This window comes from Thalassotalea sp. PP2-459, from assembly GCF_001913705.1.
Classification (GTDB): Bacteria; Pseudomonadota; Gammaproteobacteria; order Enterobacterales; family Alteromonadaceae; genus Thalassotalea_C; species Thalassotalea_C hakodatensis.
The window spans coordinates 14,197-38,918 of sequence record NZ_MKQD01000042.1 but is presented as its reverse complement, the minus strand read 5'-3'; the positions used below and the strand labels follow the sequence as shown (position 1 = coordinate 38,918).

The window sequence follows — 24,722 nt, the reverse complement described above, 5'->3', positions numbered from 1 at the left end:
TGGAGTAGAATAACTACACGGCGCAAGTGTTGCCTTGTATAAATACCAAACAAATTGCGGCAAAAGTAAACATGAAAGATCAACACGCTCTAGTATAACCTTACGTTATTTATGGCCTAAAAATGGTTCATGTTTCTTTTTATTTTATTCGTGCATAGTGCGTATATCAAGCAATGAGGAGTAATGAATATGAACCATCAAATTAACATGAATAATAATCAAAATACAGAATCAAATAACACGATATCGTTACCTGTCACCGGTACTGAAGAAGCACAAAAGTTATACGAACCTTCGAACAATATACCTAAATTTGAAGATTACGAAGCAATTACACCACATTATGTACTTGGCTATAATTAGTAAACTTTCGTTTACTCCGAACGTGAAAATTTAGTTGAGTAAGTGTTGTTAAGAAAAAAGTGAAAACGACATCAGCATTACAAAAAAGTTAACATCGTATATAAATAGGCTGTATTCGGTATGCTCAATTTGTGCACCGTATTGTTTATTAAGTGCTTTATACTTCTTGATTTTAATGTTTATCCAACGATTTCTCACTACTTCAATTGCGCTGAAAATATTTTGGTTATTCATTATTGTGCGTTTAGCGTTTATGAGCGACTTTCAATTTGTTATTAATTTAGTGACTTCAGAAAAATATTAGGGCTTGTTGACCTTTGCTGTCCATCGGATACGTTTAAACGTGACTTACTTTATGTTGTAGCTCTATTATGCCTTTTTTTTTCGATTGTAGGAGTGGTTCTATAAAATTGCTACTTGGTTCTTTTAGATCTAACTACTTAGGCTAATATTTGTCATAGGCATCGGAACTCTGAATAGTAGAGTAAGAATTACTTAGAGTATTTTTTGTGGCTTTAATCGAGTTAAATGCGAGAGCAGTAGAAAATGTATTGATGATAAACGCTAAGGTTGAATGTATGAGTAATTTTAAAAAATGAGGTAATAATAAAAGCTTATTTCCTCCATGGATGTTAGGGGACATTTTCTATTTTCTGGTGCTAACCTTTTCCAATTTAGTTTTAACCTCTGTTGCTCTCACTAAGTATTTCTATGACCTTGACATTTGATTTTATTAATACACTTTAGCCTAGCCAAATTATTATAAAAAATATAACCACTATATCATTATCTATGCAAACGGGGAGCTAATGTTAAATTAGTTTCATCATAATCCATAACGCTTGGTAAAAATTAGTCAATTAAAATACGTTAACGAAGGTCGTTTTTTATGTTTAAAAAATTCTCTTATTGAATGTTAAGAGCATAACCCTTGGTTATGCCTTTGACTTTATTTGTCAATTGTATCAACGCTGATAATTGTGCAGTGTATTCATGCAAACAACTATAAAATTATCACCATTAAAATAATGGAAGTTCAGGGAGAATAAAATGTTTGCACCTAAGAAAACGAAGTACCGATTAAATAAAATAAGCATGTGTTTATTATCTGCATTTACGACAACAATGTTACCTGCAATCGCAGAAGAAACGAATCCATTAGACGAAAGTGAGGTTATAAGTCCAGCGCTAAAGAAAGTCGATAAAGATGTAGAAGTGATTAGTGTGGTTGGCACCATGATCAAAGGAGCTACAATCACGGGAGCACTACCAGTTTCTATTATCGATGAAAAAGATATTGATGCCATAGGGGCCACATCTGGTAGCGAGTTATTTGCATCCATACCAAGTAATGGCACTGTAAGCTTTAATGGTAATGATGTTGTAAGTGGTGTTTATGCTTCCCGTGGCGATGTTGCTTCAATTAACCTTCGCAGTATTGGAACCGGTAATACGCTTGTCTTATTAAATGGTCGGCGCTTGGTTCAACACCCTGGTTCACAAACAGAAAACTCTGTTCCAGTGACAACCGTAAATATGAATTCTATCCCTGTAATGGGTGTAGGTGCCGTAGAGGTTTTACATGATGGTGCTGCTGCTATTTACGGCTCAGATGCTGTAGCAGGCGTTGTGAATACTCAATTACGAAAAGACTATAGTGGTTTTAAGTTTGATGTTCAGTATGGACAATCAGAAAATACTAGTAGAGAAAAGCTTAACTTAAATGGTTTAGCAGGTTGGGATTTAAATCATGGACTAACGAATGTAACGGCTTCGGTTAACTATTATTTAGGTTCAGAGGTGATGGCATCTGAAGGAAATTATTCTGCTAACTCTGATCTTCGTCCATTAGTAGAAGGAACACGTTGGGAAGGCGACTCAAATTTTCGAAACTCTTCTACAACAACTCCATGGGGGCGTTTTGATGCTAGCCAAGCAGTTGAGGGGTTAACAAGTGCGGCAGGTCGTTTTCATATTGAAAATGTTGATGCAACTGATAGTAATCAGCAATGCGTACTTGAAAATGGTTTATGTGTTGATAGTGGTAGTATAAGTACTAATACACAAACATATAATACTAATGGTAGTCGTACATTAATACCTGAAACAGAACGTGTAAATTCGTTTGTTTTTATCAATCATGAATTAAACGATGACGTTGAGCTGTATGGAGAGCTTGGCTATTATCGTGCGGAATCTAATTCTCAACGTGGTGAAACAGCAACGTTAACGTCTGCACCTGTCACTATTTCTAGTTCTGCTTATTGGAATCCGTTAGGATCAGGTGTAAATCAACTATCAGGGTATGATATTCCCGATGGTGGTTTAGATATTAAAGTTGATGCATACCGAGTTGTTGATGCTGGTGTACGTAAGATTAACGTGGAAAATACTTCTTACCGTATGTTAGGCGGAGCCCGTGGAGATGTTGGCGAGTGGAGTTGGGATTCAGCGGCATTATATTCAAAAGCTAAAACGGTTGATAACACTGATAATCGTATCAGCTTAAGTTTGTTTCAAGAAAGTGTAAATAAACAAGATAGTTCAGCTTATAATCCTTTCTGCAATGCGAAATGTAACTCTCAAGATACCATTGATAGCTTTTTGATTGATATCACCAGAACTGGTGAAACACAGCTAGGTTTAATTGACTTTAAAGTTTCAACGCCTTCTTTATTTTCGCTTCCCGGTGGAGATGTCGGTGTCGCATTAGGTACAGAGTGGAGGTATGAAAGCTTTGATAATCAATATGATGACAGGTTAAACGGTAAAATAAAATATACTGATAGCGTAAACGGGAAAACCTATGCTTCTGACGTTATGGGGTCAAGTGGCCAACCTAATGCAAGCGGTTCAAGGAATGTAGCATCTGCTTTTGTTGAATTTGCAGGCACACTGGTGAATTCATCAATGGATGTCCCATTAGTTGAAGAATTGAGCTTTCAAGTGGCAGGTCGCTTTGAGAAATATAATGATGTTGGTAGCGTATTTAAACCAAAAGTTGTTTTAAGTTGGTATCCTGCTGAGAGTTTACAGGTTCGTGGTTCTTATTCTGAAGGTTTTAGAGCACCAAACCTTGAACAATTACATACTTCTCAAACCTCACGAGTCAATTATCCTACCGATTATTATCGTTGCCAAGCGCAGATTAATAAAGGTGATATCAGCAGTTTAAGTGAATGTAGCAGTAGTGATAGTGTCTCTAATATTCGTTTTGGTAATGCTAAATTAAAGCCTGAAAATGATTATAACTACGGTATTGGTTTAGTTTATACACCAGAAATGTTGGAAAACTTAACACTGACGGCAGATTTTTGGCGTATTGAACAAGAAGATCTTATTGGCATTCGATCATATCAAAATATTGCTGATTTAGATTATTATTATCGATTAAATGGTAGTAGTAATGACAATGTTATTCGTAGTCAGCCAACAGCAGATGATATTGAGTTTTTTAATGGCTCTGGGCTAACGGCTGTTGGTGATATGTCAGAAGTAATCGGTTTATTTGAAAACCTCGATTCTCGCGTAACAGAAGGGCTTGATATAAGTATTAATTATCGTCTTAATAATACGAGTTACGGTGATTTTGATTTTAAATTCAATGCAGCTAAATTGTTAAAAGCCTATCAAAGTGTTGATGGAGAATCCGCTAAACTAGCCTCATTAGGTATTACACTTGATGATGTTGGGGAGTTGGTGAAATTAGATGGTCGACCAGAATGGCAAGCTACCAGTACTTTATCTTGGTCTTACAACAACTGGGGGGCTGGTTTATATGGCAAATATGTTGGTGATTTTTATGATACCAGTGCAGTACATAATGATACTGGCGATTACTGGCATGTTGATAACTGGTTAACGTTTAATCTGTATGGCCAATATATTTATGATTCAGGTATGCTTGAAGGTTCTAGAGTTCGTGTAGGTATGCGAAATATTTTTGATAAAGAGCCGCCTTTAGCAGATGAAACATATGGCTATGAAGCAAGTTTACATAATATTGAAGGTCGTTATTTATATGTAAGTTTCAGTATGAGTTTTGATTAATCACTTTTTATATTTAATTGATAAATCATTTAAAAACCTTGTCATCATAGAGCAACTAAGGTTGCTCTGCTTTTATTAATATACATAGGAATAAGCCATGCCAATAACTCGATTAACGGCACTCGTCACTATTATTGCTAGCCTTACAGGTTGTAGTAGTAAAGAAACAACCATTGATATGATTATAACGGGGAATACAATTTATCAAGGGGCAGAACATGCAGCGATTAAAGGAGCTATTGGCATTGATCAAGGGAAAATAATTTTCATAAAAGAGAAAAAGCCATCGAATATTTCTGCAAAAGAAACTATCAATGCGCAAGATATGGTTATTGCACCAGGATTCATCGACCCTCATACTCATGCTTGTAGTGACTTTTCGGATGATAACGTCCCTAATATTAATGCAAACTATTTAACACAAGGTGTAAGTACCGTATTTTGTAATGTTGATGGTGGCGGAAGTATTAATGTTAACGATACGTTGAGTCACTATAAACAACAAGGTATTGGAACAAATGTTGCCTTATACATAGGCCATGGAGCAGTGCGTAAAGCGGTTATGGGACGAACTAATCGGGCACCAACCGAGAATGAATTAGTGTCAATGAAAAATATTGTTGATGATGCCATGAAAGCAGGTGCGTTAGGGTTGTCAACAGGCTTGTATTATGTCCCTGGCAATTATGCCACTACTGAAGAAGTGATTGCTTTAGCTAAGGTAACGGCGAAATACAACGGAATTTACGATAGTCATATTCGTGATGAAAGCACTTACAGTATTGGTTTGGTTAGTGCGATTCAAGAAGTCATTACCATTGGTAAACAAGCAGAATTACCAGTACACGTTGCCCATATAAAAGCGTTAGGTGTGGATGTATGGGGTGAAAGTGAACGTGTCATCAATTTGATAAATGAAGCACGTGAAATGGGCGTTAATGTAACCGCTGATCAGTACCCTTGGCGAGCATCAGGCACAAGCGTTGCTGGTAGTTTGTTGCCTAGGAAAGTATTAGCGGGTGATAAATCAACCTACATAGCACGTGTTAAAAATGAAGACAACTGGCCAGCGCTTAAAGTAGCGATGCAAGAAAATTTACGGCGTAGGGGTGGTGCAGAATCGTTATTAATTACCGATTTAAACTTACCTAATTTACGAGGTAAAACACTGGCAGAAGTTGCCATTGAATGGAATATGACGCCAATAGATGCCGCTCGTAAAATTGTTATTGATGGTAATGCAAGAGTTGCTAGTTTTAACATGTCAGAAAAAGACATTAAAGCATATATGCAACAACCATGGGTGATGACATCTTCAGATGGTAGCCCTGGACATCCGAGAAAATATGCTTCTTTTTCTAAAAAATATCATGAATTTGTTTTAGATAAACGATGGTTAACTACTCAAGATTTTATCAATAAAAGTAGCTCTTTAACCGCAAAAACGTTTGGGCTTTCTAACCGCGGTGAACTGAAAGAGGGTTATATTGCCGATATTGTGATTTTTGATCCGAATACATTTATTCCGAAAGCAGACTATATCTATCCAGAAAAATTAAGTGAAGGGGTTGAATGGATGATCATTAATGGTCAATTGGCTATTTCTCAAGGTGAATTAACCGGTAAGCTGGCTGGTCAGGCTATTCGTCAGGGGAAAAATACAAAGGTGGTTCAGTAATGCAACGTTTTTTTGAATATATTACTATTGTTTTAGCGTGTGGTGTAATTGCTACCGTAAATAATACTTACGCGAATCCAGTAGTTGATGCTATTTTTGATGAATCTACTGTTTTTGATTCAACCATTAAGTCGCCAAGTAGCTTTTTAGGTCATCGCCTTGGCGATCAAATGGTACGCAATGATCGGATGATTGCTTATTTTAAATATTTATCTGAACAGTCGAAACGTATTAACTATGAGGTCATAGGCTACAGTAATGAAAAGCGACCTATCGTAACACTGACAATTACTTCCATTGAAAACCATAAAAACTTAGCAAACATACGTAACCAACATTTACGTTTGCAGCAAGGAAAGATAAAACCAGATGCTGATATGCCAGTGATAAGTTGGATTAATTTTGGTGTTCATGGTGGTGAAGTCAGTTCTAATGATTCTGCTATTCCAATTGCCTATCACTTAGCTGCCGCGGAAGGAGAAAACATAGACAGGCTATTAAATAACAGTGTTATTTTACTCACTGCCAGTATGAACCCTGATGGAAATAGCCGAGAAGCTTCATGGAATCTAAGGTATTCGTCACAAGCAACGGTTAGTGATCCTAATCATGCTTTACATGGTTCACCTTGGCCCTCTGGCAGAACGAATCATTATTGGTTTGATTTAAACCGTCAGTGGATGCTTCAACAACAGCCTGAACCTGTCGGTTGGGTAAAAAAATTTCACCAGTGGCGTCCTAATATCGTTGCTGACTTCCATGAAATGCGTTCTTATAAATCGTTTTATTTTCATCCAGGAGCACCTGATCGTATACATCCGATTATAAATAAAAAAGCAATGAATTTATTAAGTGATGTTGTTCAGGGACCAAGGGATTTTTTAGATAAACAAGCAGAGCCTTATTTTAATGAAGAAGCATACGATAACTTTTATTTAGGTAAAGGGGCAACATATCCGCATATTTATGGAAGCTTAGGCATATTGTTTGAACAAGCAAGCTCAGCCGGTGTGTTAGCTACTCCTCGCGGTTTATTGTCATTTAGAGATAACATTCGTACCTATTATCATGTTGGTTTAGAGTTACTTAATAATGCTGTCGATAAAAAAGAGGAATTATTACAGTTTCAGCAACACTTTGCAGCGCAAACAAAAGAAATGGCTGCTGATGATAAAGTAAAAGCATATGTATTTACCGCACCTGACGATCCAGCGAGAATGTTTCACTTTTTACAATTACTTGAACGTAACCAAATCATGGTTAAGCCGCTGATTAAAGATTTAGCCCTTAATGATATACATTTCAAGGCTAAACACTCTTATATTGTTGAAGTAAACCAAGCGAGCTACCGCATGGTAAAAGGTTTGTTTTCTAAGGTAACTGAATTTGAAAACAACACTTTTTATGATGTGTCAGGTTGGACAATGCCATTAGCTTTCGGCATTGTTTATCAACCTTTAACACGTAAAAACTATCATGTTGATGAATCAATTAAGGTTAAATTTCCAGTTCAACCTACTGTTACTAAAGCTACAGTCGCTTATGCATTTGATTGGAGTCATTATTATGCGCCTAAAGTACTTTATAAAGTATTGAGCGAAGGGTATCGTCCTAGGATCGCAAATAGTGCATTTAAAGCATCGACAGCACAAGGCGTTAAAACTTTTAAACGTGGTAGTGTGGTTATTAATGTTGGTGCACAGGGAGGAGGCAATCCAGTTAAGTTACATCAATTAATGGCTCAAGCAGCACAAGATGGTGTGCCTGTTTATGCACTTAATAGCTCACATACGCAAAGTACCGGGATGGACTTAGGCAGTAATAATATCGCACCAGTTTCGTTACCAAAAGTGTTATTAGTGATTGGTCCTGGTATGTCTCAGTATCAAGCAGGTGAAGTATGGCATTTACTAGATAAACGTATGCGCATACCTGTCGTTTTACTTGAGAAATGGCGTTTAAATAATGTTGCTTTAGCTGATTATACACATCTTGTTATGGTTAATGGTAAGTACTCTGATATCAGTACTTCACTTACTAGCAAACTAACAAATTGGGTTAAATCTGGTGGTACTATAGTTGGTATCGGAGATGGCGCTAAATGGGCAGGAAAACAGTTGCTTAACTTAAAAACTGTAAAGTTTAATCGAGGTAAAGGTTCTAATAAGTCGCGTATAGATTACGCTAAAAAGTCTATGTTAGAAGCACAAGACGTTATTGGTGGTGCTGTTATGGCTGGAGATTTAGATATCACACACCCATTGGGTTATGGCTATTCAAGTAGATATATTGCGAGTCACCGTAGTGGTCTACTCGCCTTTGAACCTCCTAAAAACCCTTATGCGACTGTGGTAAAGATAACAGATGAACCACTATTAACAGGGTTTGCTTCAACAGATAATCAACAACAGTTAGCAGGAAAATCAATGTTAGTAGGGCAAAGATTAGGTCAAGGTAGCGTCATTGTCTTTAGCGATGATCCTAATTTTAGAGGATATTTTTATGGAACTGAAAAGTTATTCATGAATAGCTTGTTTTTTTCCAAGTTGTTTGAAAAACCACGTAGTATCACTGCTGAATAGTGTAGAAAGCCTTATTAAAAAACGAGTAAGGCTTTCTGATTTGAAATGTGGAGATTTTATTGATGATGTCTTTTAAAAATAAATAAGATTAAATTATGACAATAAACAAAAATGTAATGGCCTTTTTTATCTTGGTAGTCGGGCTATGTTTTGCACAATATGTAAACCTTTATGTTGATAAAACATGGCTTGAACAATCATATATTTATGATATTTATCAATCGGATAAAGGGAAATCAGCTTATAAATATAAAGGTGAGGAAATCATAATTACCGATGTGGTGCCTTACGATTTATCACCACTGAATCAAGCCAACCTTAATAAAGTTGATTCCCCTGCATTAACTCAACAATGGGTTGAGAAAGAAAACGGTCAATTGCAACAGTTAAAACCTGCGTTTCATTTTGGCTTGTGGTCGTTACTGCCTGCATTTCTTACGATTGTATTGTGTTTAATTACTCGAGAACCTTTAACCGCTCTTTTCTCAGGGATTGTGAGTGGTGCGTTAATGTTAGGGGAGTACGATATTACAGACAGTGTGCTCATTCCAAACCTTGCTCAACAAGGTACCGCGGCATTATTACTTTTATACTTATGGTTGCTCGGTGGTTTGCTAGGGATCTGGTCAAAAACGGGTGCAGCACAAGCGTTTGCTAACATGATGACTGAAAAATTTGTTCGAGGTCAGCGCTCTGCAAAAGTGGTGTCGTGGATCCTTGGCGTTTTATTGTTTCAAGGGGGCACTATGAGTACAGTACTTGTTGGTACTACCGTACGCCCGCTTGCTGACAAAGCAAAAGTGAGCCATGAAGAAATGAGTTATATTGTTGACTCAACTGCTTCGCCTATCGCCGCTGTAATGGCTTTTAATGCTTGGCCTGCTTACGTACAAGCGTTGATCTTTGTGCCTGGGGTCAGCTTCTTAGCAACGGAGGCTGACAGAATTGCGTTCTTTTTTAGTAGCGTTCCGTTTAGTTTTTATGGCATTTTTGCTGTGCTTGGTACGTTACTGCTAAGTTTAAATATTACGACTTTTTCTGGTAGACGAATTAAAGAAGCGCATGTGAGAGCTAATACCACTGGGCAGTTAGATGCGCCAGGTGCTAAACCGCTAAGCGCTAAAGAATTACAAACCTGTGATGTGCCAAAAGGTTATCACTCACACTATTTAGAGTTTATTTTACCTTTAGTTACCTTAATATTGACGGCTATTCTTACCTTTATTTTTATGGGCACTCCAAAGGTAAATTGGGCTTTTGGTGCTGCTTTAGTATTGTCGGTGTTGATGGCGTTAGCTAAGGGTATGTCACTGATGAATGTTATTGATGGCTTTGGTAATGGATTAAAAGGTGTTGTTGTAGCGTCGGTAATTTTGATGCTAGCGGTGATTATTGGCTTTATTAGTAAAGAAATAGGCGGCGGTTTGTACCTTGTATCATTACTTGGTGAACAATTACCATACTGGTTACTTCCTATAACATTACAATTAATTACCATGATAATTGCTTTTTCAACCGGCACAAGTTGGGGCACTTACGCCATTGCTTTTCCATTAGCAATGCCACTTGCTTGGGCGATTGGTGAAAGCCAAATGTTAGCCAACCCAGAACTGTTTATGATGATTTGCTTTGCAACCGTTTTAAATGGCAGCATTTATGGCGATCAGTGTTCGCCTATCTCTGATACCACCATTTTAAGTTCGATGACAACAGGTTGCGACTTAATGGATCATGTCAAGTCTCAAATAGTTCCAGCAACATTCGCAGCGTCACTTGCCGCCACTTTATGGACAGCTTGCGTGTTAATTTTTGCGTAACATTTTGATATAGGTGAATCATGAGACTTAGACATATTGAAATTTTCCATGCAATTTATACAACTGGTTCTATTACGAATGCCGCTAAAATTTTACATGTATCACAACCTTCGGTGAGTAAAGTGTTATCACATGCTGAAATGCAACTTGGCTTTTATTTATTTGAAAGAGTAAAAGGGCGTTTGGTCCCTACAAATGAAGCTGAATTATTATTTGGAGAAGTAGATAAGATTTATCAGCAAATGCGCTCAATTAGAAATACTGCTGAAAATATAAAAAAAACCGACTTTGGTAACATTAGTATCGGGGTAACTCCAGCATTAGGTTTTGATGTGTTGCCCAGCGCAATTACTGAGTTTCAGGCCAAGCATCCAAAAGTTAACTTTACCATACAAACGGTACATAACGATGAAGTTACTAAAGCATTATTTGAACATAAGTGCGATTTTGCAATATTGTTTTCACCGCCAACACTTGCAGGAATTACATTTAAAGAATGTGCAAATTCTGAGCTTGTGGTTATGTACCCAAAAACACTATTTCCTAATTGCCCATCAGCGTTATCGTTAACACAACTAGCTGAGCATACGTTTATTGATATTAGTGATAGTGGCCCGTTGGGAGATTTATTGTGGAAACGTATTATGGAAGAAGATGTAACACTACCATCTACGATTAAGGTACATACTTATTTTATCGCAGCTAGAATGGTCGCAAAAGGCAGTGGAGTCTGTGTCGTAGATAAATATACTGCTATGGGTAATATGTCGGATGAAATAGGTTATGCGTCATTTGAGCCACAACTGTCATTCAATGTGAGTTTATTACATCTTGAAGGGCGTGGATTATCTCGAGTTGCTGATGATTTTATTCCATTTTTTATTGCGCAACTTAAGGTTTAAAAACTAAGATCAACAGATCCTAATAATTAATTGTTGAAATTATTTTCATTCTTTTATTTTTGATATAACCTAAGGTTATACCTATACCAAGTCATAGTATTTTCAAATTATTTATTATACTAATAAGCTGTTTAACATAAATTAAAGATGAATGATTAACAGTTATTTTAGGTATTTTATTATGCAAATTATTGCTCCTTATCTGCTTTTTATTGGTGATGCTACCGATGAACTTTCGATTAAAATGGCTCGTGGTGCAGCCGATTGGCGTCCAGAACTTTGTATTGGGGAAATGAGCGTTGATGGTTGTACAGTAACAACAGGATTAAATGAAACCACTATAGAAGAAGCGGCTACTAAAGGTGCAAAAACCTTTGTACTTGGTTTTGCAAACAGTGGTGGGGTGTTAGCACCTAAATGGCATCAGTACATTATTAAAGCGCTTGAATTGGGTATGGACGTGGTAAGTGGGTTACATGATAAACTTACAGATGTGCCAAAACTTGTTGCTGTTGCAAATAAGCATAATCAACAATTATTTGATATTAGACATCCAAAAGCTAACTTTAAAACAGGTTCTGGTGTGAAACGTACTGGTAAACGGTTGCTCACTGTGGGTACTGATTGTTCGGTAGGTAAAATGTACACCTCATTGAGTCTTGAAAAGTCAATGAAATCTCAAGGTGTAAGTGTTGACTTTAGAGCAACGGGTCAATGTGGAATTCTTATTGCCGGTCAAGGTTTGGCTATTGACTGTATCGTTTCTGATTTTATTTCTGGTGCTACAGAAACATTATCGCCAAATAACCAAGCCGACCATTGGGATATCATAGAGGGACAAGGCTCGTTATCACACCCTGCCTTTGCTGGTGTTAGTATCGGGCTGTTACACGGCTCACAACCTGATGCCTTAGTGATTTGCCATGCATTAAATAGAACACATATGCGTGGTTTACCGCATACTGACTTTCCAAGTATTGCAGAGACGATTGAATTAAACTTAACGGCAGCAAAGTTGACCAACCCTAATGTAAAAGTTGTTGGCATTGCTGTTAACACTTCAAGTGTTAGCATTGAAGAAGGTAAAGCTTATTGTAAAAGACTTTCAGAAGAGTTTTCTTTACCGTGTGTTGACCCTGTACGAGATGGTACCGATGCAATTGTTAACCCATTAATTCACTTGCAACAGGCATAGGTAATAAAGGAATGATCACATTATCTTACCAACAAATTTCTTTCCCTTTAGCGAAAGTATTTCGTATCGCGCGTGGCGCAAAAACACAAGCGCATGTTATTGAAGTTAAGCTATCTTGCGATGGAAAAACCGGACGAGCTGAATCTGTCCCTTATAAACGTTATCAAGAAGATGTTGAGCTTGTCATTAATCAGCTTAATTATGTACAGCAAAAACTATCGCAGGGCTTGTCGTTAGATGAATTGCTATTAGCGATGGCACCAGGAGCCGCAAAAAATGCGGTTGATTGCGCTTACTGGGATCTTAAAGCGAAGCTAAAACAAAAAACAGTGGAGCAGCTATTACAGTTAGCACCTACACCAGCTTGCGTTACAGCACAAACCTTAAGTATCGATACGCCAGAGAATATGGCAAAGGCGGCGAAAACGCTAGATCATCCGCCGTTAATTAAAGTGAAACTAGATGGCGAAGGTATTGTTGAAAAAATGCGTGCAATTCATCAAGCATCACCTAGTAGCCATTTTATCGTGGATGCTAATGAAGGTTGGACGATAGAGCAATTAACTGACAGTGCTGATATATTATCTAGCTTTAATGTGGTGTTAATTGAACAACCTTTGCCTGTAGGGCATGACCAAGAGCTTATTGGGCTAAATTTGCCTGTTGCCTTATGTGCTGATGAATCTTGTCATACCCGTAAAGATTTATCTTATTTACAAGGTCGTTACGATGCTATAAACATTAAACTTGATAAAACAGGTGGTTTAACTGAAGCATTACAGTTGAATAATGAAGCATTGGCCTTGGGCTTTGATATTATGATTGGTTGTATGGTCGGATCATCGTTAGCCATGGCTCCTGCATTTTTATTGACGAAAGATGCAAAATTTGTCGATTTAGATGGACCATTGCTTGTCGCTAGCGACAGAAAATATGGATTTAGCTTCTCACACGGTGAAATGAGCGTATTAGATTATAGACTCTGGGGAGGGCCTTCAGATCAGTGTTACCCGGATAAATGACACTAAAAATGCTCGACAATTACCCCTTATCTTACAGATAGAAAATCGACTTACCTAGAAAACATGCTATTGCATGGCCCTGCTTGCAGGGCTTTTTTTATTGATATTCTAACTTTAATGATATTCGCTAATCTCTAATTGTTCGATAATATTATGCAAGATCTGCTCTATTTTCTCTACTGATGACGGGATCACCAATACGGTATTATCATCTGCAATGGTTGCAAGCACACCAAGTGATTCTTCCATAGTATCAAGAATACGTGCAATAACACTGCCACCACCAATAATTGTTTTTACAACGATGTGAAACTTATTATGTGTGATTTTTAACACCATGGAATTTATCGATTGCCTCGTTTTTGGTGTATTCATTTCATTTGGTAGTTGATACACCATCATGTTTCTTTTATTACGTATTTTAATGGCTCCTACTTTGGATAGCATGCGGGAAACCTTCGCCTGAGAAATATCACAAAAACCATGTTCCGCTAAGGCATCAATTAACGATTGTTGTGAATTATAGTGATGCTCTGATAACAGCTTACGAAAGGTTTTCATTAAGCTGTTAGTATCTCTTTGGGATGGTTTTTACATGACATTTTGCTAGTAAGTAAAGTGTATTTGCTAAAGCTAAAAGTCTCTCACTTTCTGTTCAAGGTTAATACAAGTGTATGAAAGTATTAAACGAGCAAATTAGTATTCAGCAATATTATATGTTTACGAGTATATAACGAATAATCATGCAACAACTATTCATTTGAATTGGTGAGATATAACTTTAGGGTATGATGGTTGGTGAGAGCTGTTTTACTCGTTTTTAAAGGAAAATATCGATGTAACTAATCACTTTTATGATTAGTTACATCTTACTTTTCAATAACACTATTGATTATTTTCTACTGAACTTACGCCTTGTAAGGTAAAGCTGTACTGATAACTTTTTTCTGTCAGTGAGTATTTATCTAAAGCAGTCGTATGCCAACTATTAACGCCACCAACGCCCATTTGTCCGTAGTCGACATTAAGTGACACAATTGATCTTGGCTTTAAACTACCTGAATGTATTTGGGTTCGGCGCATGCCTGGATCAAGGTCGCTAATGCGGTATGGCAAAGCACTCATGCCGAAATGAGGTTTGCCAGATATGGCTATTCCGATCCCGTTTTTATTAACTAAAGTTGCCCATCTCACTTGTGTTTTATAACCACTTTCTTGCGGACGAACATAGGGGTGATACTGCTCGTTAACGGTACTTTTATATAAATCAACATGTGCAGCATAATGGCGATCACGGTAGTTTTCGTGCGGTCCTTTGCCAAAATAATTGAGCTGTTCAAATTGACCAAATAACTCCATATTCATGCCAACGCGTGGAATTTTAGGCATATCTTCAAGCGACGACGTTAATTGATAATCAATGTTAATAGCACCATCTGGTGTGATGGTGTAATCAATCGTTACGCTTCCCTTAACATCTTCTAGAGTAAAAGCGGTTTTAACGATTACTTTGTTATCTTTTTCAATGAATGTAAAACGTGATTTCTTCTGACGTTCAGAGGCATATCGCCAAACCCGCAATTTATCTTGCCAGTTTCCGCCAAAGTCATTATCCGTGGGTGCTCGCCAGAAGTTTGCTCTAGGCGCCTTTTTGATAAGTTCTACACCTTTATAGCGCATCCCTGAGAGCTCAGCATATTTGTGATTAAACCTGAACACAAAATCTTTACCGTGTATTTCGGTGTCAGTCACGGTTCTATAGGTGGTTAGAGTGCCATCACCACCTTTAGCTTTTCTGGGCATAGCTTCGTGTACGATAAATTGTTCTTTAGCTATTTCAGCGTTTTGTCCGATCAACGGCTCATCGTATTTTGTCAGTATTTGAATATCCAAAAAGACTTCTTGTTCACTTGGTTTAGGCGCGCGATAGTTGAGTCGATACGTTTTTGCTTGTTGGGGAGCAATGTTGAGATCATTAATCGTGCCTCTGTCTAGTGTGCGGCCATTTTGCATCAAGCGCCATGACAATTTGTAGGTTGAAAGATCTTTAAAGAAGAATTCATTAAAGAGTCTAATTTTTCCTTTTGAAAGATCGATCGCCGTTATTTGAATGTCTTGATGTACTTTTTTAATTTCGTAGAGTGACGGCTCAGGAGTTCGGTCAGGTAACACAATACCATTTAAAACGAAATTACCATCTGATGGTGTGCCTGGTACACCGAAATCACCACCATATGCAAAAATACTGTCGCCATCTTCGGTGGTTTTTCTTAAGCCTTGGTCTACCCAATCCCAAATAAACCCTCCTTGTAATTTAGGGTATTTACGGATCACTTGCCAAAAATCGAGAAAATTACCTGCACTGTTACCCATAGCATGCGCGTACTCACTCATGATCATACTGCGATCAGGGTTTGACTTTGCGTATTGTTCCATATATTCAGGCGTGGGGTACTGCGGTACATATAAATCGGTATTCCATTCAAAAACGGCGCGTTCATATTGAATAGGGCGTTTGGGATCTCTCGCTCTAACCCAATCATAAGCTTGATAAAAGTTGTAGCCGTTTCCAGCTTCATTACCTAAAGACCATGCGATAATTGACGGGTGATTTTTATCACGTTCAACCATGGCAGCTATCCGTGCTAAATGGGCTTTTTTCCAATCAGGGTTATTTCCTAATGACTCGCCCTTCGCTAAGTTATAATACATACCATGTGATTCAATATTTGCTTCGTCAACCACATAGATGCCGTATTTATCACAAAGTTCGTACCAGTAGGGATCATTTGGATAATGCGCTAGGCGTACCGCATTGATATTAAATTGCTTAAACAGTTTTATATCGAGTTCCATGCTTTCTTTCGAGACGAAATGTCCTGTATCTGGATCGTGTTCATGGCGGTTTACACCTTTAATTAAAATAGCTTGTCCATTAACAAGCAACTGTCCTTCTTTAATTTCTGTACTGCGAAACCCAATTGATTGATTGATCAACTGAGTGGTTTTATTGTTATCTAATAATGTCACTGTCAGTTGATAAAGGTTAGGTGTTTCAGCAGACCATTTTGCTATTTGTTTAAACTGTGCATTAAAGGTTGTAGTAGCCTTGTTATCTATAGATGTTATCGTTTTTATCTTGTGATAAATGCGTTTTCCTTGCGCAGACCTTAGAGTGATTTCTAGCTGCTGTTGAGGATTCGTATCTATGGTATCAACGGTTAAATTAAATGTCCCCGTTGTATAATCTTTGGCTAATCCAGCGTTAACAAAGTAATCGCTAATGTGTGCTTTTGGGGTGTAATACAGGTAAACATCTCTTTCTATCCCTGATAATCGCCAAAAATCTTGAGCTTCTAGGTAACTGCCATCACTCCAGCGTAATACTTGCAGAGCTAAGGTGTTTGTTCCTTGTTGCACAAATGGGGTGATGTCGAATTCAGCGGGAGTTTTGCTTCCCTGACTGTATCCCACTTTTTTGCCATTAACCCATAGATAAAATGCAGACTTTACTGCACCAAAGTGAATAATCACTTTTTTTTCATTTAACCAAGTTTTATCAAGTTGGAATACTTTTCGATAATGCCCAGTAGGATTGTCATGTTCTTGAATAAATGGGGGATTCTTAGCAAAAGGATAAGGTTGATTTAAGTATATGGGGCGATCGAAACCTTGTAATTCCCAATTTCCAGGAACAGTAATATCTTGCCAATCATCAATGTTTATATCTGTTTGTGCAAAATTAGTTGGCGCACTTGCGATATTGGCACTTAATAAAAATTTCCATGTGCCGTTTAGCGACTTAATGTTAACTGCTTGGGCTTTTTCCGTTGTAACCTTGTCGACAAATGGAAAAAAATTAGCTCTAGGAGGTAATTTGTTTATGCCTACTACCTGTGGGTTTTCCCAATCATTGGTACTGGGTGTAGGCTTGCTAGCAGCAAAGCTTTGTCCGCTTATTATTAACAGTAAGGGAGCCAATAATATCGATAAAAAGCTGTTGTTTTTAAATTTATAGTAAATACGTTGAGGTTTTCTCATTATATAAGCAACGAAACGTGAATATTAGCACATAAACATAACTTACTTTTAAAATTAATGAAAGGTTGTATTTCTTTCATATGATTTCGAATTTAATGTTTTACGTGAACTAAAATCATAATGTACCGTTCAGGTGTTGTGTGAGCTACTTTTAAAATGTAACAGATAGGAGAGGGCATCTTTTGCCGCTTTTTAAATTATAGAAGATGGGAAAGAGGGGAACAGTACGTACTCTTTTTATTAATACATACTGTTAAAGTTTTATATATCAACCAGATGTAGCTCAATATTATGGCTTTCGAGTACGTCGATATATTCTTTAGCTAACTGGTTATCAGTGACTAAAATATCGACTTGATCAAGTTTAACAATAGCATGCAAGGAGCGCTTACCAAACTTTGATGAGTCGGTAACAACTATGATTTGTTCTGCATTATCGCACATAGCTCGGTTAAAATTGGCTTCTGGTTCGTAATGTGTACTGATACCGCGATTAATATCAATACCGTCTACACCTAAAATAACTTTATTAAAGTTATAATACTCTAAACGTTCCTCAGCTTGTGCACCGTAGAAAGACATTGATTTTTTTCGTAATTTTCCACCGGTAATAAATACATCACAACCTTCTGCTTGTGCGAGTTGGTTAGCAATGTTTAATCCGTTAGTCATTACTGTCAGCTGTTTTTTACCTATTAAGCAATGTGCAACTTCTTCGGTTGTTGAGCCTGAATCAAGAATAATGGCATCGCCTTCATCAATTAGGTTTGCAACTGCCTCACCAATTTTCTGCTTTACTTTGAGGTTTTTTGTATGTTTTTCTTTAATCGATAATTCTTTCGTTAAGCGATTGCTAGGTACAGCACCGCCGCGAGAGCGAACGAGTAAGCCTAATCTATTTAATTCATTAAGATCATTTCGAATGGTTACGGTAGAAATATTGAAGTTTTCAGCTAGCTCTTTAACTGAAACATTTCCTTTCTTTTCAGTGAGTAATACAATTTCTTGACGTCTTTCAATGGTACTTAGCATGGTACTATCTCTTTCATTATTGCTTTTATTATCGTTTTTATTGAATAAGTGTTTATTCCTTCAAGCCTCAATTGTTCGTTATTTTTAACGAAAAGGCAACTAGTTTAACCTCAGTATACTTTGTTCGAAAATATTTGAAGGTTTCAAAAATTGTTGATTAGAGGGTGCATATGTGGAATTATTAGCGGGAAATTAATAAAAAATATTATTAGGAAAAAAAATGTCTACGCACATCTCAACCCCTGATTCGATTAAACAAGGCAGCGTTCTTGAACGCTATATGCCAATGTTGATCATCGGCGGGTTATTTTTTATGTTTGGCTTTGTTACATGGCTAAATGGATCTTTGATCCCTTTTTTGCAAATCACTTGTGAGCTCAATCATTTTGAAGCCTATTTTGTTACCTTGGTTTTTTATATTGCTTATACCGTAATGGCTTTGCCTGCAGCTAAGGTTTTAAAAAGCATTGGTTATAAAAAAGGCATCGTTGGTGGTTTAGTTATCATGACAGTTGGTGCATTGGTCTTTATACCTGCCGCGCAAACAAAGCTATATTCGATATTTTTAATCGCTTTATTCTTATTGGGCACTGGGTTAACGGTATTACAAACGGCGGCTAATCCCTATTTAGTTGTAATAGGCCCTCAAGAGTCTGCAGCAGTTCGTATTAGTATTATGGGCATACTTAATAAAGGTGCTGGTATTATCGCGCCAATATTTTTTACTGCTTTTGTGCTCACGGATATGTCGCAATTTAATGAAACGTATTTAGCCAGTTTAGATGCCGCTAGTCGACTTGAAGCTTTGCAAGAATTATCGAGCCGTTTGATTTTGCCATACTTTATCATGGCAGGCATGCTAGCGTTATTGGCTGTTTTTATTTATTTTTCTCCGCTGCCTGATGTTAATTTAGATGGTGAAAACGATACCAATGTTGATGATGTTAACAAGGTAGATAAAAGCATTTTACAATACCCTCATTTAATTTTAGGGGTATTAACGCTGTTTTTTTACATTGGTGTTGAGGTTATTGCTGGCGATACTATTGGCTTATACGGTAAAGAGTTAGGTGTTACTAACTTTGGCCAGTTAACGTCATATACAATGGCGTTCATGGTTGTTGCGTATATCATCGGTATTATTGTTATACCTCGCTGGATCAGTCAGGAAAAAGCATTGGTGGTCTCTGCTGTATTAGGACTTATATTCTCAACCTTTATTATCATGGGAGCAAAAGATAGCCATTGGGTATGGGATTTCTTCTTCGCTTGGACAAACGTTCCAGCAATTCCCAATACGGTACTGTTTGTTGCCTTATTAGGTTTAGCGAATGCTTTAGTTTGGCCTGCAGTATGGCCGATGGCACTTAAAGACTTAGGTAAACAAACCGCAACAGGATCCGCTGTGTTAATAATGGGGATATCTGGCGGTGCATTATTACCATTAGTTTATGGGGCCTTTGCAGAGCAAAGTGGTAACTCCCAAATGTCTTATTGGATCATGTTACCTTGTTATCTATTTATTTTATATTACGCATTGATTGGGCATAAAAAACGCCACTGGTAATTACTGGATTGGCTAATAGAACCAAAAAAACGCAGCGTAGCTGCGTTTTTTGTGTTTTGATAACGGCTAGCCTGGTTGATACATCACAGGATAATCTTTTGGGTCACGTAATATATTTGCGACGTTTTCATGAGTAAAAAAACCAATAACTAACAACGTTTTTAATGTGCTTAAAAATGCATATTGATAGTAGTGTGCTTTTTTATTTGCTGGTATTTTTTTAAGAGGAAGAGCATCAAAATTTTGATACTCCTCCAGTTGTGTATGCGGTAACGAAAAAAAATGGCTTAAATAATTAACGCACAACTGTGGAGTTTTATGTTCGGTATCGTTTGTAGGGAGTGCTTTTTGGAAAAGTGTTAAGCCATTGAGAAACAAACGTTGTTTTTGTTTGCCAAGTGTCTCTTTCACCATTATGTCAACAAAGTAGTGTAATTTAAGCGTTGTTGCACCTGGGCTGGATGTTTCCGGTAAAATTATTTCACTGAATTGTTTAATTAATTCAAGCTGATCTTCACGAAACCATAACTGGCTTTCAGGGGGATTTTGTTGACTCGCTTGTGCAATACGAAACAATGTTTGACTAGAAGCTGCTACGCCGATTGACGCAAGCAGAGCTTTGATTGCTTGACGTCTTTCCATGTTAGAATAACCCTTGTTTAAATTGTTTTACCGCATGAGCAGCAGCTCGTGCGGTAAATGCCATATAGGTTAAAGATGGGTTTTGATAGCCAGAAGAAGCCATAAAGGATCCATCAGTAACATAGACATTGGCGACGCTGTGTAGTTGATTATGTTTATTAACCACTGAAGTCGTTGGGTCTTTGCCCATTCTAGCCGTTCCCATTTCATGGATTGCTTGTCCAGGGAACGAACCGTCATCGTAGGCTTGTACGTTTTCGTAACCGGCGGTACTTAACATGCCAACTGCTTGGGTTTTCATATCTTCACGCATATTTATTTCGTTATCACCGTATTGGCAATCAAAGGTAACGGTAGGAAGCCCCCAAGGGTCAAGCTTAGAGTAATCTAGTGAAAGTTTGTTTTCATATTGTGGTAAGCACTCACCAAAACCAATTAACGCTACTTGCCATGATCCAGGGTTAAACAGTTGCTCTTTAAAGTCGGCTCCAAAGGACATTTCTTTGATGCCTCTACGCCAATCTGAGCGTGTTGCATAACCTTGATAGCCATAGCCTCTAATAAAGTTTCTATCAGATTTTTTTGATGGTACTAGGTTTCTAAACCTTGGAATATGAAAGCCAACAGGTCGTTTTCCTTGATCAACAAGATGATCAAATTTTGACACTGTCGCTGTTGCACCTATTCTAAAATGATGATCCATTAAATTATGACCAAGTTGGCCACTGTCATTACCAAGACCATGAGGAAATCTTCGGCAAGTTGATTGCATCAGTAATGATGTGGTTGCAACAGTCGATGCACAACAGAAAATAATATTTGCTGCAATGGTGAATTTTTTATGGCTGTTAGTATCAATTACTTCAACACCCGTTGCCAATTTTGTTCGCTCATTGTAATTGATTTTACTGACTATTGAATGTGGGCGAAGTGTCATGTTGCCGGTTTTTTTAGCCGCAGGTAAAGTAGAGGCATTACTACTAAAATAGCTGCCGGTTGGACAACCACGCATGCATTTATTTCGATAGGTGCATTGGCTTCTGCCTTCGAAATTTTTATTAACTGTCAGGTGTGCAACTCTGCCTATGGTTAAATAGCGATCTTGATAATGTTTATTAATAGATGCTCTTAAATCTTTTTCAACACTGTTTAATGGCATGGCTGGTAAAAACTTACCATCAGGTAGTTGGCTAAGATTTAACGGTTCTCCCATCACACCAATGAATTGTTCAACTTTATCGTACCACGGTGCTAGATCGTTATATCTTATTGGCCAATCAACCCCATGATTATCAATAGCATTGGCATTAAAGTCTAGATCACTTAACCGTAAGCACTGTCGTCCCCATATTAATGAACGACCGCCAACATGGTAGCCTCTGAGCCAATCAAAGCGTTTGTTTTCTTGATAAGGGTGCTGAATATCGTTCACGAACCAATGCTTGATATCTTGATTGGTAGCAAAGCCACTACGAGATTGCTTAGCTTGTTGTGTGAATGAATGTTGGTCGGGTAGATTACCAAAGGGCAGTTGCCAAGAAGCTAAGTGGGCAGTAGGGTAGTCTATTGGATGTTCTACCATTCTGCCGCGTTCGAGTACGAGCACTTTTAACCCTTGCTCGCAAAGCTCTTTAGCTGCCCAACCACCTGTAATACCGCTACCAATTACGATCGCGTCAAATTTAGTATTCAGTAAGTCTACCATTGTGTAAACGTATTATTGAGTGAGCGGAGCGAATCCTTGCTCACAAAATACAACGTCACCATCAATAATAGTGGCGTTTACGTTAAGTTCGTCATCAAGTACGGCTAAACAAGCACGTTTACCGACTGCAATGCTACCAAGTTGATCGGCTAGCCCTAAGTGAACAGCAGGTACTAAGCTTGCCATATGAACAGCTTCAAAGAACGGTATTTCTGTCATGTCGGTAATGTTTTTTACACTTTTTTCTAGTGTTAACGTACTACCTGCTAATGAACCTTGTTCAGTACGAGCAATACCATCTTTTACCACGACATCAAGTTCCCCTAAACGATAAGTTCCGTCAGAAAAACCACCAGCATTGATACAATCACTGATCAAGGCGATTTTATCTTTACCTTTTAAACGATAAATCATATTCATGATGGTGGGGTGTAAATGTACTCCGTCTGCAATCACTTCAGCAAGTGCCTCTTTGTGTGTTAATACTGCACCTGCACAACCTGGATCACGGTGATGAATACCGCTCATACCATTAAATACATGTACACCGCCACAAGCACCGGCAGCAAAGGCTTCGGTAGCTTGTTGATACGTTGCATTCGTGTGACCTAACATTACATTGACCCCGAGCGAGTCTAAATAACGAATGATCTCTAATGATCCTTCAAATTCAGGGGCCAGTGCCATTACTTTTAATGTGCCTTGGCTCGCTTGGTAGATATCGTCTACGCGTTCTTTTGTCAGTTCAAGAAAGAAAGCTTCGTTATGTGCACCTTTATGCGTTTCAGTAAAAAATAGCCCTTCGTTGTACGCGCCTAGTACTTGAGCACCTGGCATGTTACCGTGGCTTGCTTCGCCGATAACTTCAAAGGCTTTCAGCGTTTGCTGCCAACTGGCAGTCACTGTTGTGGCCAAAAAACCAGTAACACCATGTTTGGCCAATGATTGTGAAATAGTGGCTAATGAGCTTAACTTTGCATCCATCACATCGCAGCCTTCGCGGCCGTGAATGTGCATATCGATCATACCGGGGATTAATGTTTGATTATCGAGCTCAATAATTGCGGTATTGTTGCTAGGAGTGTCGGTTATTTCACTGATAATACCATGTTTGATTAAGACAAACTTGTTATGCTCTACGGCATTCTCTGTGACAACCTTTGAACATTTGAGGTAATATTGATCATGATTCATTGGGTAAGCTCCCTAAAATTGCAGCTCCTCTAACACCGCTAGAGTCGCCAAATTGTGCCGCTACTATTTTGGGTGACGAAAAACCTGGAAATAAATGGCGTTTTATCACTTCAGGAAGTTGCGTGACAATATCGTCTACCAAAGATAAACCACCGCCTAACACGATGATGTCAGGTTCTTGCACTTTTATTAAAGTAGCAAACGTTTCTGACAGTATATCGAGATAGCAATCAAGAATTTTTTGTGCGGTGTCATCTTTCAGTTTTAGCTGTTGGTGCCAATAAATGGCTGTTTCAGTTTTGCCGGTAAAATGTTGATATAAGCGACTGATCCCGGGCCCCGCAATATAGCTTTCAACACAGCCAGTTAAACCACACCCACAGGTAAAAATAGGGAGTTGGTATTTTTGCTGTAATTGAGCCGATAAGGGGATGTGTCCATATTCACCTGCGATGCCTAGTGTTGTTTGCTCAAGCTTACCGTTGACACAAAGCCCGCCAGCAGCGCCTGTGCCAATAATAGCCCCAAACACTCTAGCGTAATGTTTACCTGCTCCTAGGGTAGCCTCAGATAAGGCAAAGCATCTTGTATCGTTTTTGATACTAATGGTGCGATTCAACAAGGTGTTTAAATCATGTGCGATATCTTTATTGGTCGCACAAGGAATATTCGCCGATAACACTTTACCGTGGTGATTGATTAAACCTGGCATACCAATACCTAGGTTACATTGCTCACCGGTGATTTGATCTGCTTTGATTATTTGCGCATTAATTGTGTTTAAAAATAATGCGTAGTCAGTAGTTGGCGTATTTACACGCCAACTATCTAGTAAATTAAAATGGTCATCAAATATAGCAGTTTCTATTTTAGTACCGCCGATATCTACACCGTAACGCGCCATTTTACAGTCCTAATGGTTATTAGTTTTA

16 protein-coding genes are annotated in these 24,722 nt (G+C 38.0%); 9 read left to right on the top strand and 7 right to left on the bottom strand.

Features of this window, described 5'->3' with window-relative positions; translation table 11 throughout:
- Window positions 1-189 precede the first annotated feature (189 nt).
- From BI291_RS18420 to dgcA, 8 genes are all read left to right on the top strand, one after another.
- Entirely contained in the window at window positions 190-363 is a 174-nt protein-coding gene (locus tag BI291_RS18420) for a hypothetical protein (RefSeq protein WP_175573109.1), read from the top strand.
- Window positions 364-1,413: 1,050 nt separating this feature from the next.
- Window positions 1,414-4,413, top strand: a complete 3,000-nt coding sequence (locus BI291_RS09815; protein WP_083601996.1) for a TonB-dependent receptor — start codon at window positions 1,414-1,416, stop codon at window positions 4,411-4,413.
- A 97-nt stretch (window positions 4,414-4,510) separates the two neighbouring features.
- Window positions 4,511-6,091 carry an amidohydrolase family protein gene (locus BI291_RS09810; protein WP_074498583.1) on the top strand — a complete coding sequence of 527 codons (1,581 nt, stop codon included), beginning with the start codon at window positions 4,511-4,513 and terminating at the stop codon, window positions 6,089-6,091.
- Window positions 6,091-8,673 carry a M14 family zinc carboxypeptidase gene (locus BI291_RS09805; protein WP_074498582.1) on the top strand — a complete coding sequence of 861 codons (2,583 nt, stop codon included), beginning with the start codon at window positions 6,091-6,093 and terminating at the stop codon, window positions 8,671-8,673. Before BI291_RS09810 ends, BI291_RS09805 begins: the two co-directional genes overlap by 1 nt.
- Before the next feature lie 95 nt (window positions 8,674-8,768).
- Window positions 8,769-10,490, top strand: a complete 1,722-nt coding sequence (locus BI291_RS09800) for a Na+/H+ antiporter NhaC family protein (protein ID WP_074498581.1) — start codon at window positions 8,769-8,771, stop codon at window positions 10,488-10,490.
- 20 nt (window positions 10,491-10,510) lie between these two features.
- Entirely contained in the window at window positions 10,511-11,392 is an 882-nt protein-coding gene (locus BI291_RS09795) for a LysR family transcriptional regulator (RefSeq protein ID WP_074498580.1), read from the top strand.
- Between the two features lie 181 nt (window positions 11,393-11,573).
- The gene (dgcN, locus tag BI291_RS09790) at window positions 11,574-12,587 is read left to right on the top strand and encodes an N-acetyltransferase DgcN (protein ID WP_074498579.1); all 1,014 of its coding nucleotides are present in this window, start codon (window positions 11,574-11,576) and stop codon (window positions 12,585-12,587) included.
- Between the two features lie 11 nt (window positions 12,588-12,598).
- Window positions 12,599-13,609, top strand: a complete 1,011-nt coding sequence (gene dgcA, locus BI291_RS09785) for an N-acetyl-D-Glu racemase DgcA (RefSeq protein ID WP_074498578.1) — start codon at window positions 12,599-12,601, stop codon at window positions 13,607-13,609.
- 114 nt (window positions 13,610-13,723) lie between these two features.
- On the opposite strand, the gene BI291_RS09780 is transcribed toward dgcA, so the two are convergent.
- From BI291_RS09780 to agaR, 3 genes are all read right to left on the bottom strand, one after another.
- Complete coding sequence (locus tag BI291_RS09780) at window positions 13,724-14,170, bottom strand: hypothetical protein (protein WP_074498577.1); 447 nt, start codon at window positions 14,168-14,170, stop codon at window positions 13,724-13,726.
- Window positions 14,171-14,494: 324 nt separating this feature from the next.
- Window positions 14,495-17,650 (bottom strand): glycoside hydrolase family 2 TIM barrel-domain containing protein, encoded by a 3,156-nt coding sequence (locus tag BI291_RS09775; protein WP_083601995.1) that lies wholly within the window; start codon window positions 17,648-17,650, stop codon window positions 14,495-14,497.
- Window positions 17,651-17,911: 261 nt separating this feature from the next.
- A complete protein-coding gene (agaR, locus tag BI291_RS09770) occupies window positions 17,912-18,682 on the bottom strand; it encodes a transcriptional repressor AgaR (RefSeq protein ID WP_074498576.1) in 771 nt (256 codons plus the stop codon).
- A 220-nt stretch (window positions 18,683-18,902) separates the two neighbouring features.
- Here agaR and BI291_RS09765 point away from each other — a divergent pair, with 220 nt between their 5' ends.
- Window positions 18,903-20,249 (top strand): sugar MFS transporter, encoded by a 1,347-nt coding sequence (locus BI291_RS09765; RefSeq protein ID WP_074498575.1) that lies wholly within the window; start codon window positions 18,903-18,905, stop codon window positions 20,247-20,249.
- A 66-nt stretch (window positions 20,250-20,315) separates the two neighbouring features.
- On the opposite strand, the gene BI291_RS09760 is transcribed toward BI291_RS09765, so the two are convergent.
- Genes BI291_RS09760 through BI291_RS09745 form a run of 4 tightly spaced genes read right to left on the bottom strand, consistent with a single transcriptional unit; the run spans window position 20,316 to window position 24,694 of the window.
- Window positions 20,316-20,891 carry a gluconate 2-dehydrogenase subunit 3 family protein gene (locus tag BI291_RS09760; RefSeq protein ID WP_074498574.1) on the bottom strand — a complete coding sequence of 192 codons (576 nt, stop codon included), beginning with the start codon at window positions 20,889-20,891 and terminating at the stop codon, window positions 20,316-20,318.
- Between the two features lies 1 nt (window position 20,892).
- Window positions 20,893-22,596, bottom strand: a complete 1,704-nt coding sequence (locus BI291_RS09755; protein WP_074498573.1) for a GMC oxidoreductase — start codon at window positions 22,594-22,596, stop codon at window positions 20,893-20,895.
- 12 nt (window positions 22,597-22,608) lie between these two features.
- Window positions 22,609-23,790: an N-acetylglucosamine-6-phosphate deacetylase gene (nagA, locus tag BI291_RS09750; RefSeq protein WP_074498572.1), complete on the bottom strand. Its 1,182-nt coding sequence runs from the start codon at window positions 23,788-23,790 to the stop codon at window positions 22,609-22,611.
- Complete coding sequence (locus BI291_RS09745; protein ID WP_074498571.1) at window positions 23,780-24,694, bottom strand: ROK family protein; 915 nt, start codon at window positions 24,692-24,694, stop codon at window positions 23,780-23,782. The genes nagA and BI291_RS09745 overlap by 11 nt, the downstream gene beginning before the upstream one ends.
- Window positions 24,695-24,722: the final 28 nt, after the last annotated feature.

Coding starts and splice junctions, on each gene's coding strand:
- BI291_RS18420 (WP_175573109.1), top strand. CDS start 190: ATGAACCATCAAATTAACATGAATAATAATCAAAATACAGAATCAAAT.
- BI291_RS09760 (WP_074498574.1), bottom strand. CDS start 20,891: ATGGAAAGACGTCAAGCAATCAAAGCTCTGCTTGCGTCAATCGGCGTA.
- agaR (WP_074498576.1), bottom strand. CDS start 18,682: ATGCTAAGTACCATTGAAAGACGTCAAGAAATTGTATTACTCACTGAA.
- BI291_RS09745 (WP_074498571.1), bottom strand. CDS start 24,694: ATGGCGCGTTACGGTGTAGATATCGGCGGTACTAAAATAGAAACTGCT.
- BI291_RS09780 (WP_074498577.1), bottom strand. CDS start 14,170: ATGAAAACCTTTCGTAAGCTGTTATCAGAGCATCACTATAATTCACAA.
- BI291_RS09805 (WP_074498582.1), top strand. CDS start 6,091: ATGCAACGTTTTTTTGAATATATTACTATTGTTTTAGCGTGTGGTGTA.
- dgcN (WP_074498579.1), top strand. CDS start 11,574: ATGCAAATTATTGCTCCTTATCTGCTTTTTATTGGTGATGCTACCGAT.
- BI291_RS09815 (WP_083601996.1), top strand. CDS start 1,414: ATGTTTGCACCTAAGAAAACGAAGTACCGATTAAATAAAATAAGCATG.
- nagA (WP_074498572.1), bottom strand. CDS start 23,790: ATGAATCATGATCAATATTACCTCAAATGTTCAAAGGTTGTCACAGAG.
- BI291_RS09800 (WP_074498581.1), top strand. CDS start 8,769: ATGACAATAAACAAAAATGTAATGGCCTTTTTTATCTTGGTAGTCGGG.
- BI291_RS09765 (WP_074498575.1), top strand. CDS start 18,903: ATGTCTACGCACATCTCAACCCCTGATTCGATTAAACAAGGCAGCGTT.
- BI291_RS09775 (WP_083601995.1), bottom strand. CDS start 17,650: ATGAGAAAACCTCAACGTATTTACTATAAATTTAAAAACAACAGCTTT.
- BI291_RS09795 (WP_074498580.1), top strand. CDS start 10,511: ATGAGACTTAGACATATTGAAATTTTCCATGCAATTTATACAACTGGT.
- BI291_RS09755 (WP_074498573.1), bottom strand. CDS start 22,596: ATGGTAGACTTACTGAATACTAAATTTGACGCGATCGTAATTGGTAGC.
- dgcA (WP_074498578.1), top strand. CDS start 12,599: ATGATCACATTATCTTACCAACAAATTTCTTTCCCTTTAGCGAAAGTA.
- BI291_RS09810 (WP_074498583.1), top strand. CDS start 4,511: ATGCCAATAACTCGATTAACGGCACTCGTCACTATTATTGCTAGCCTT.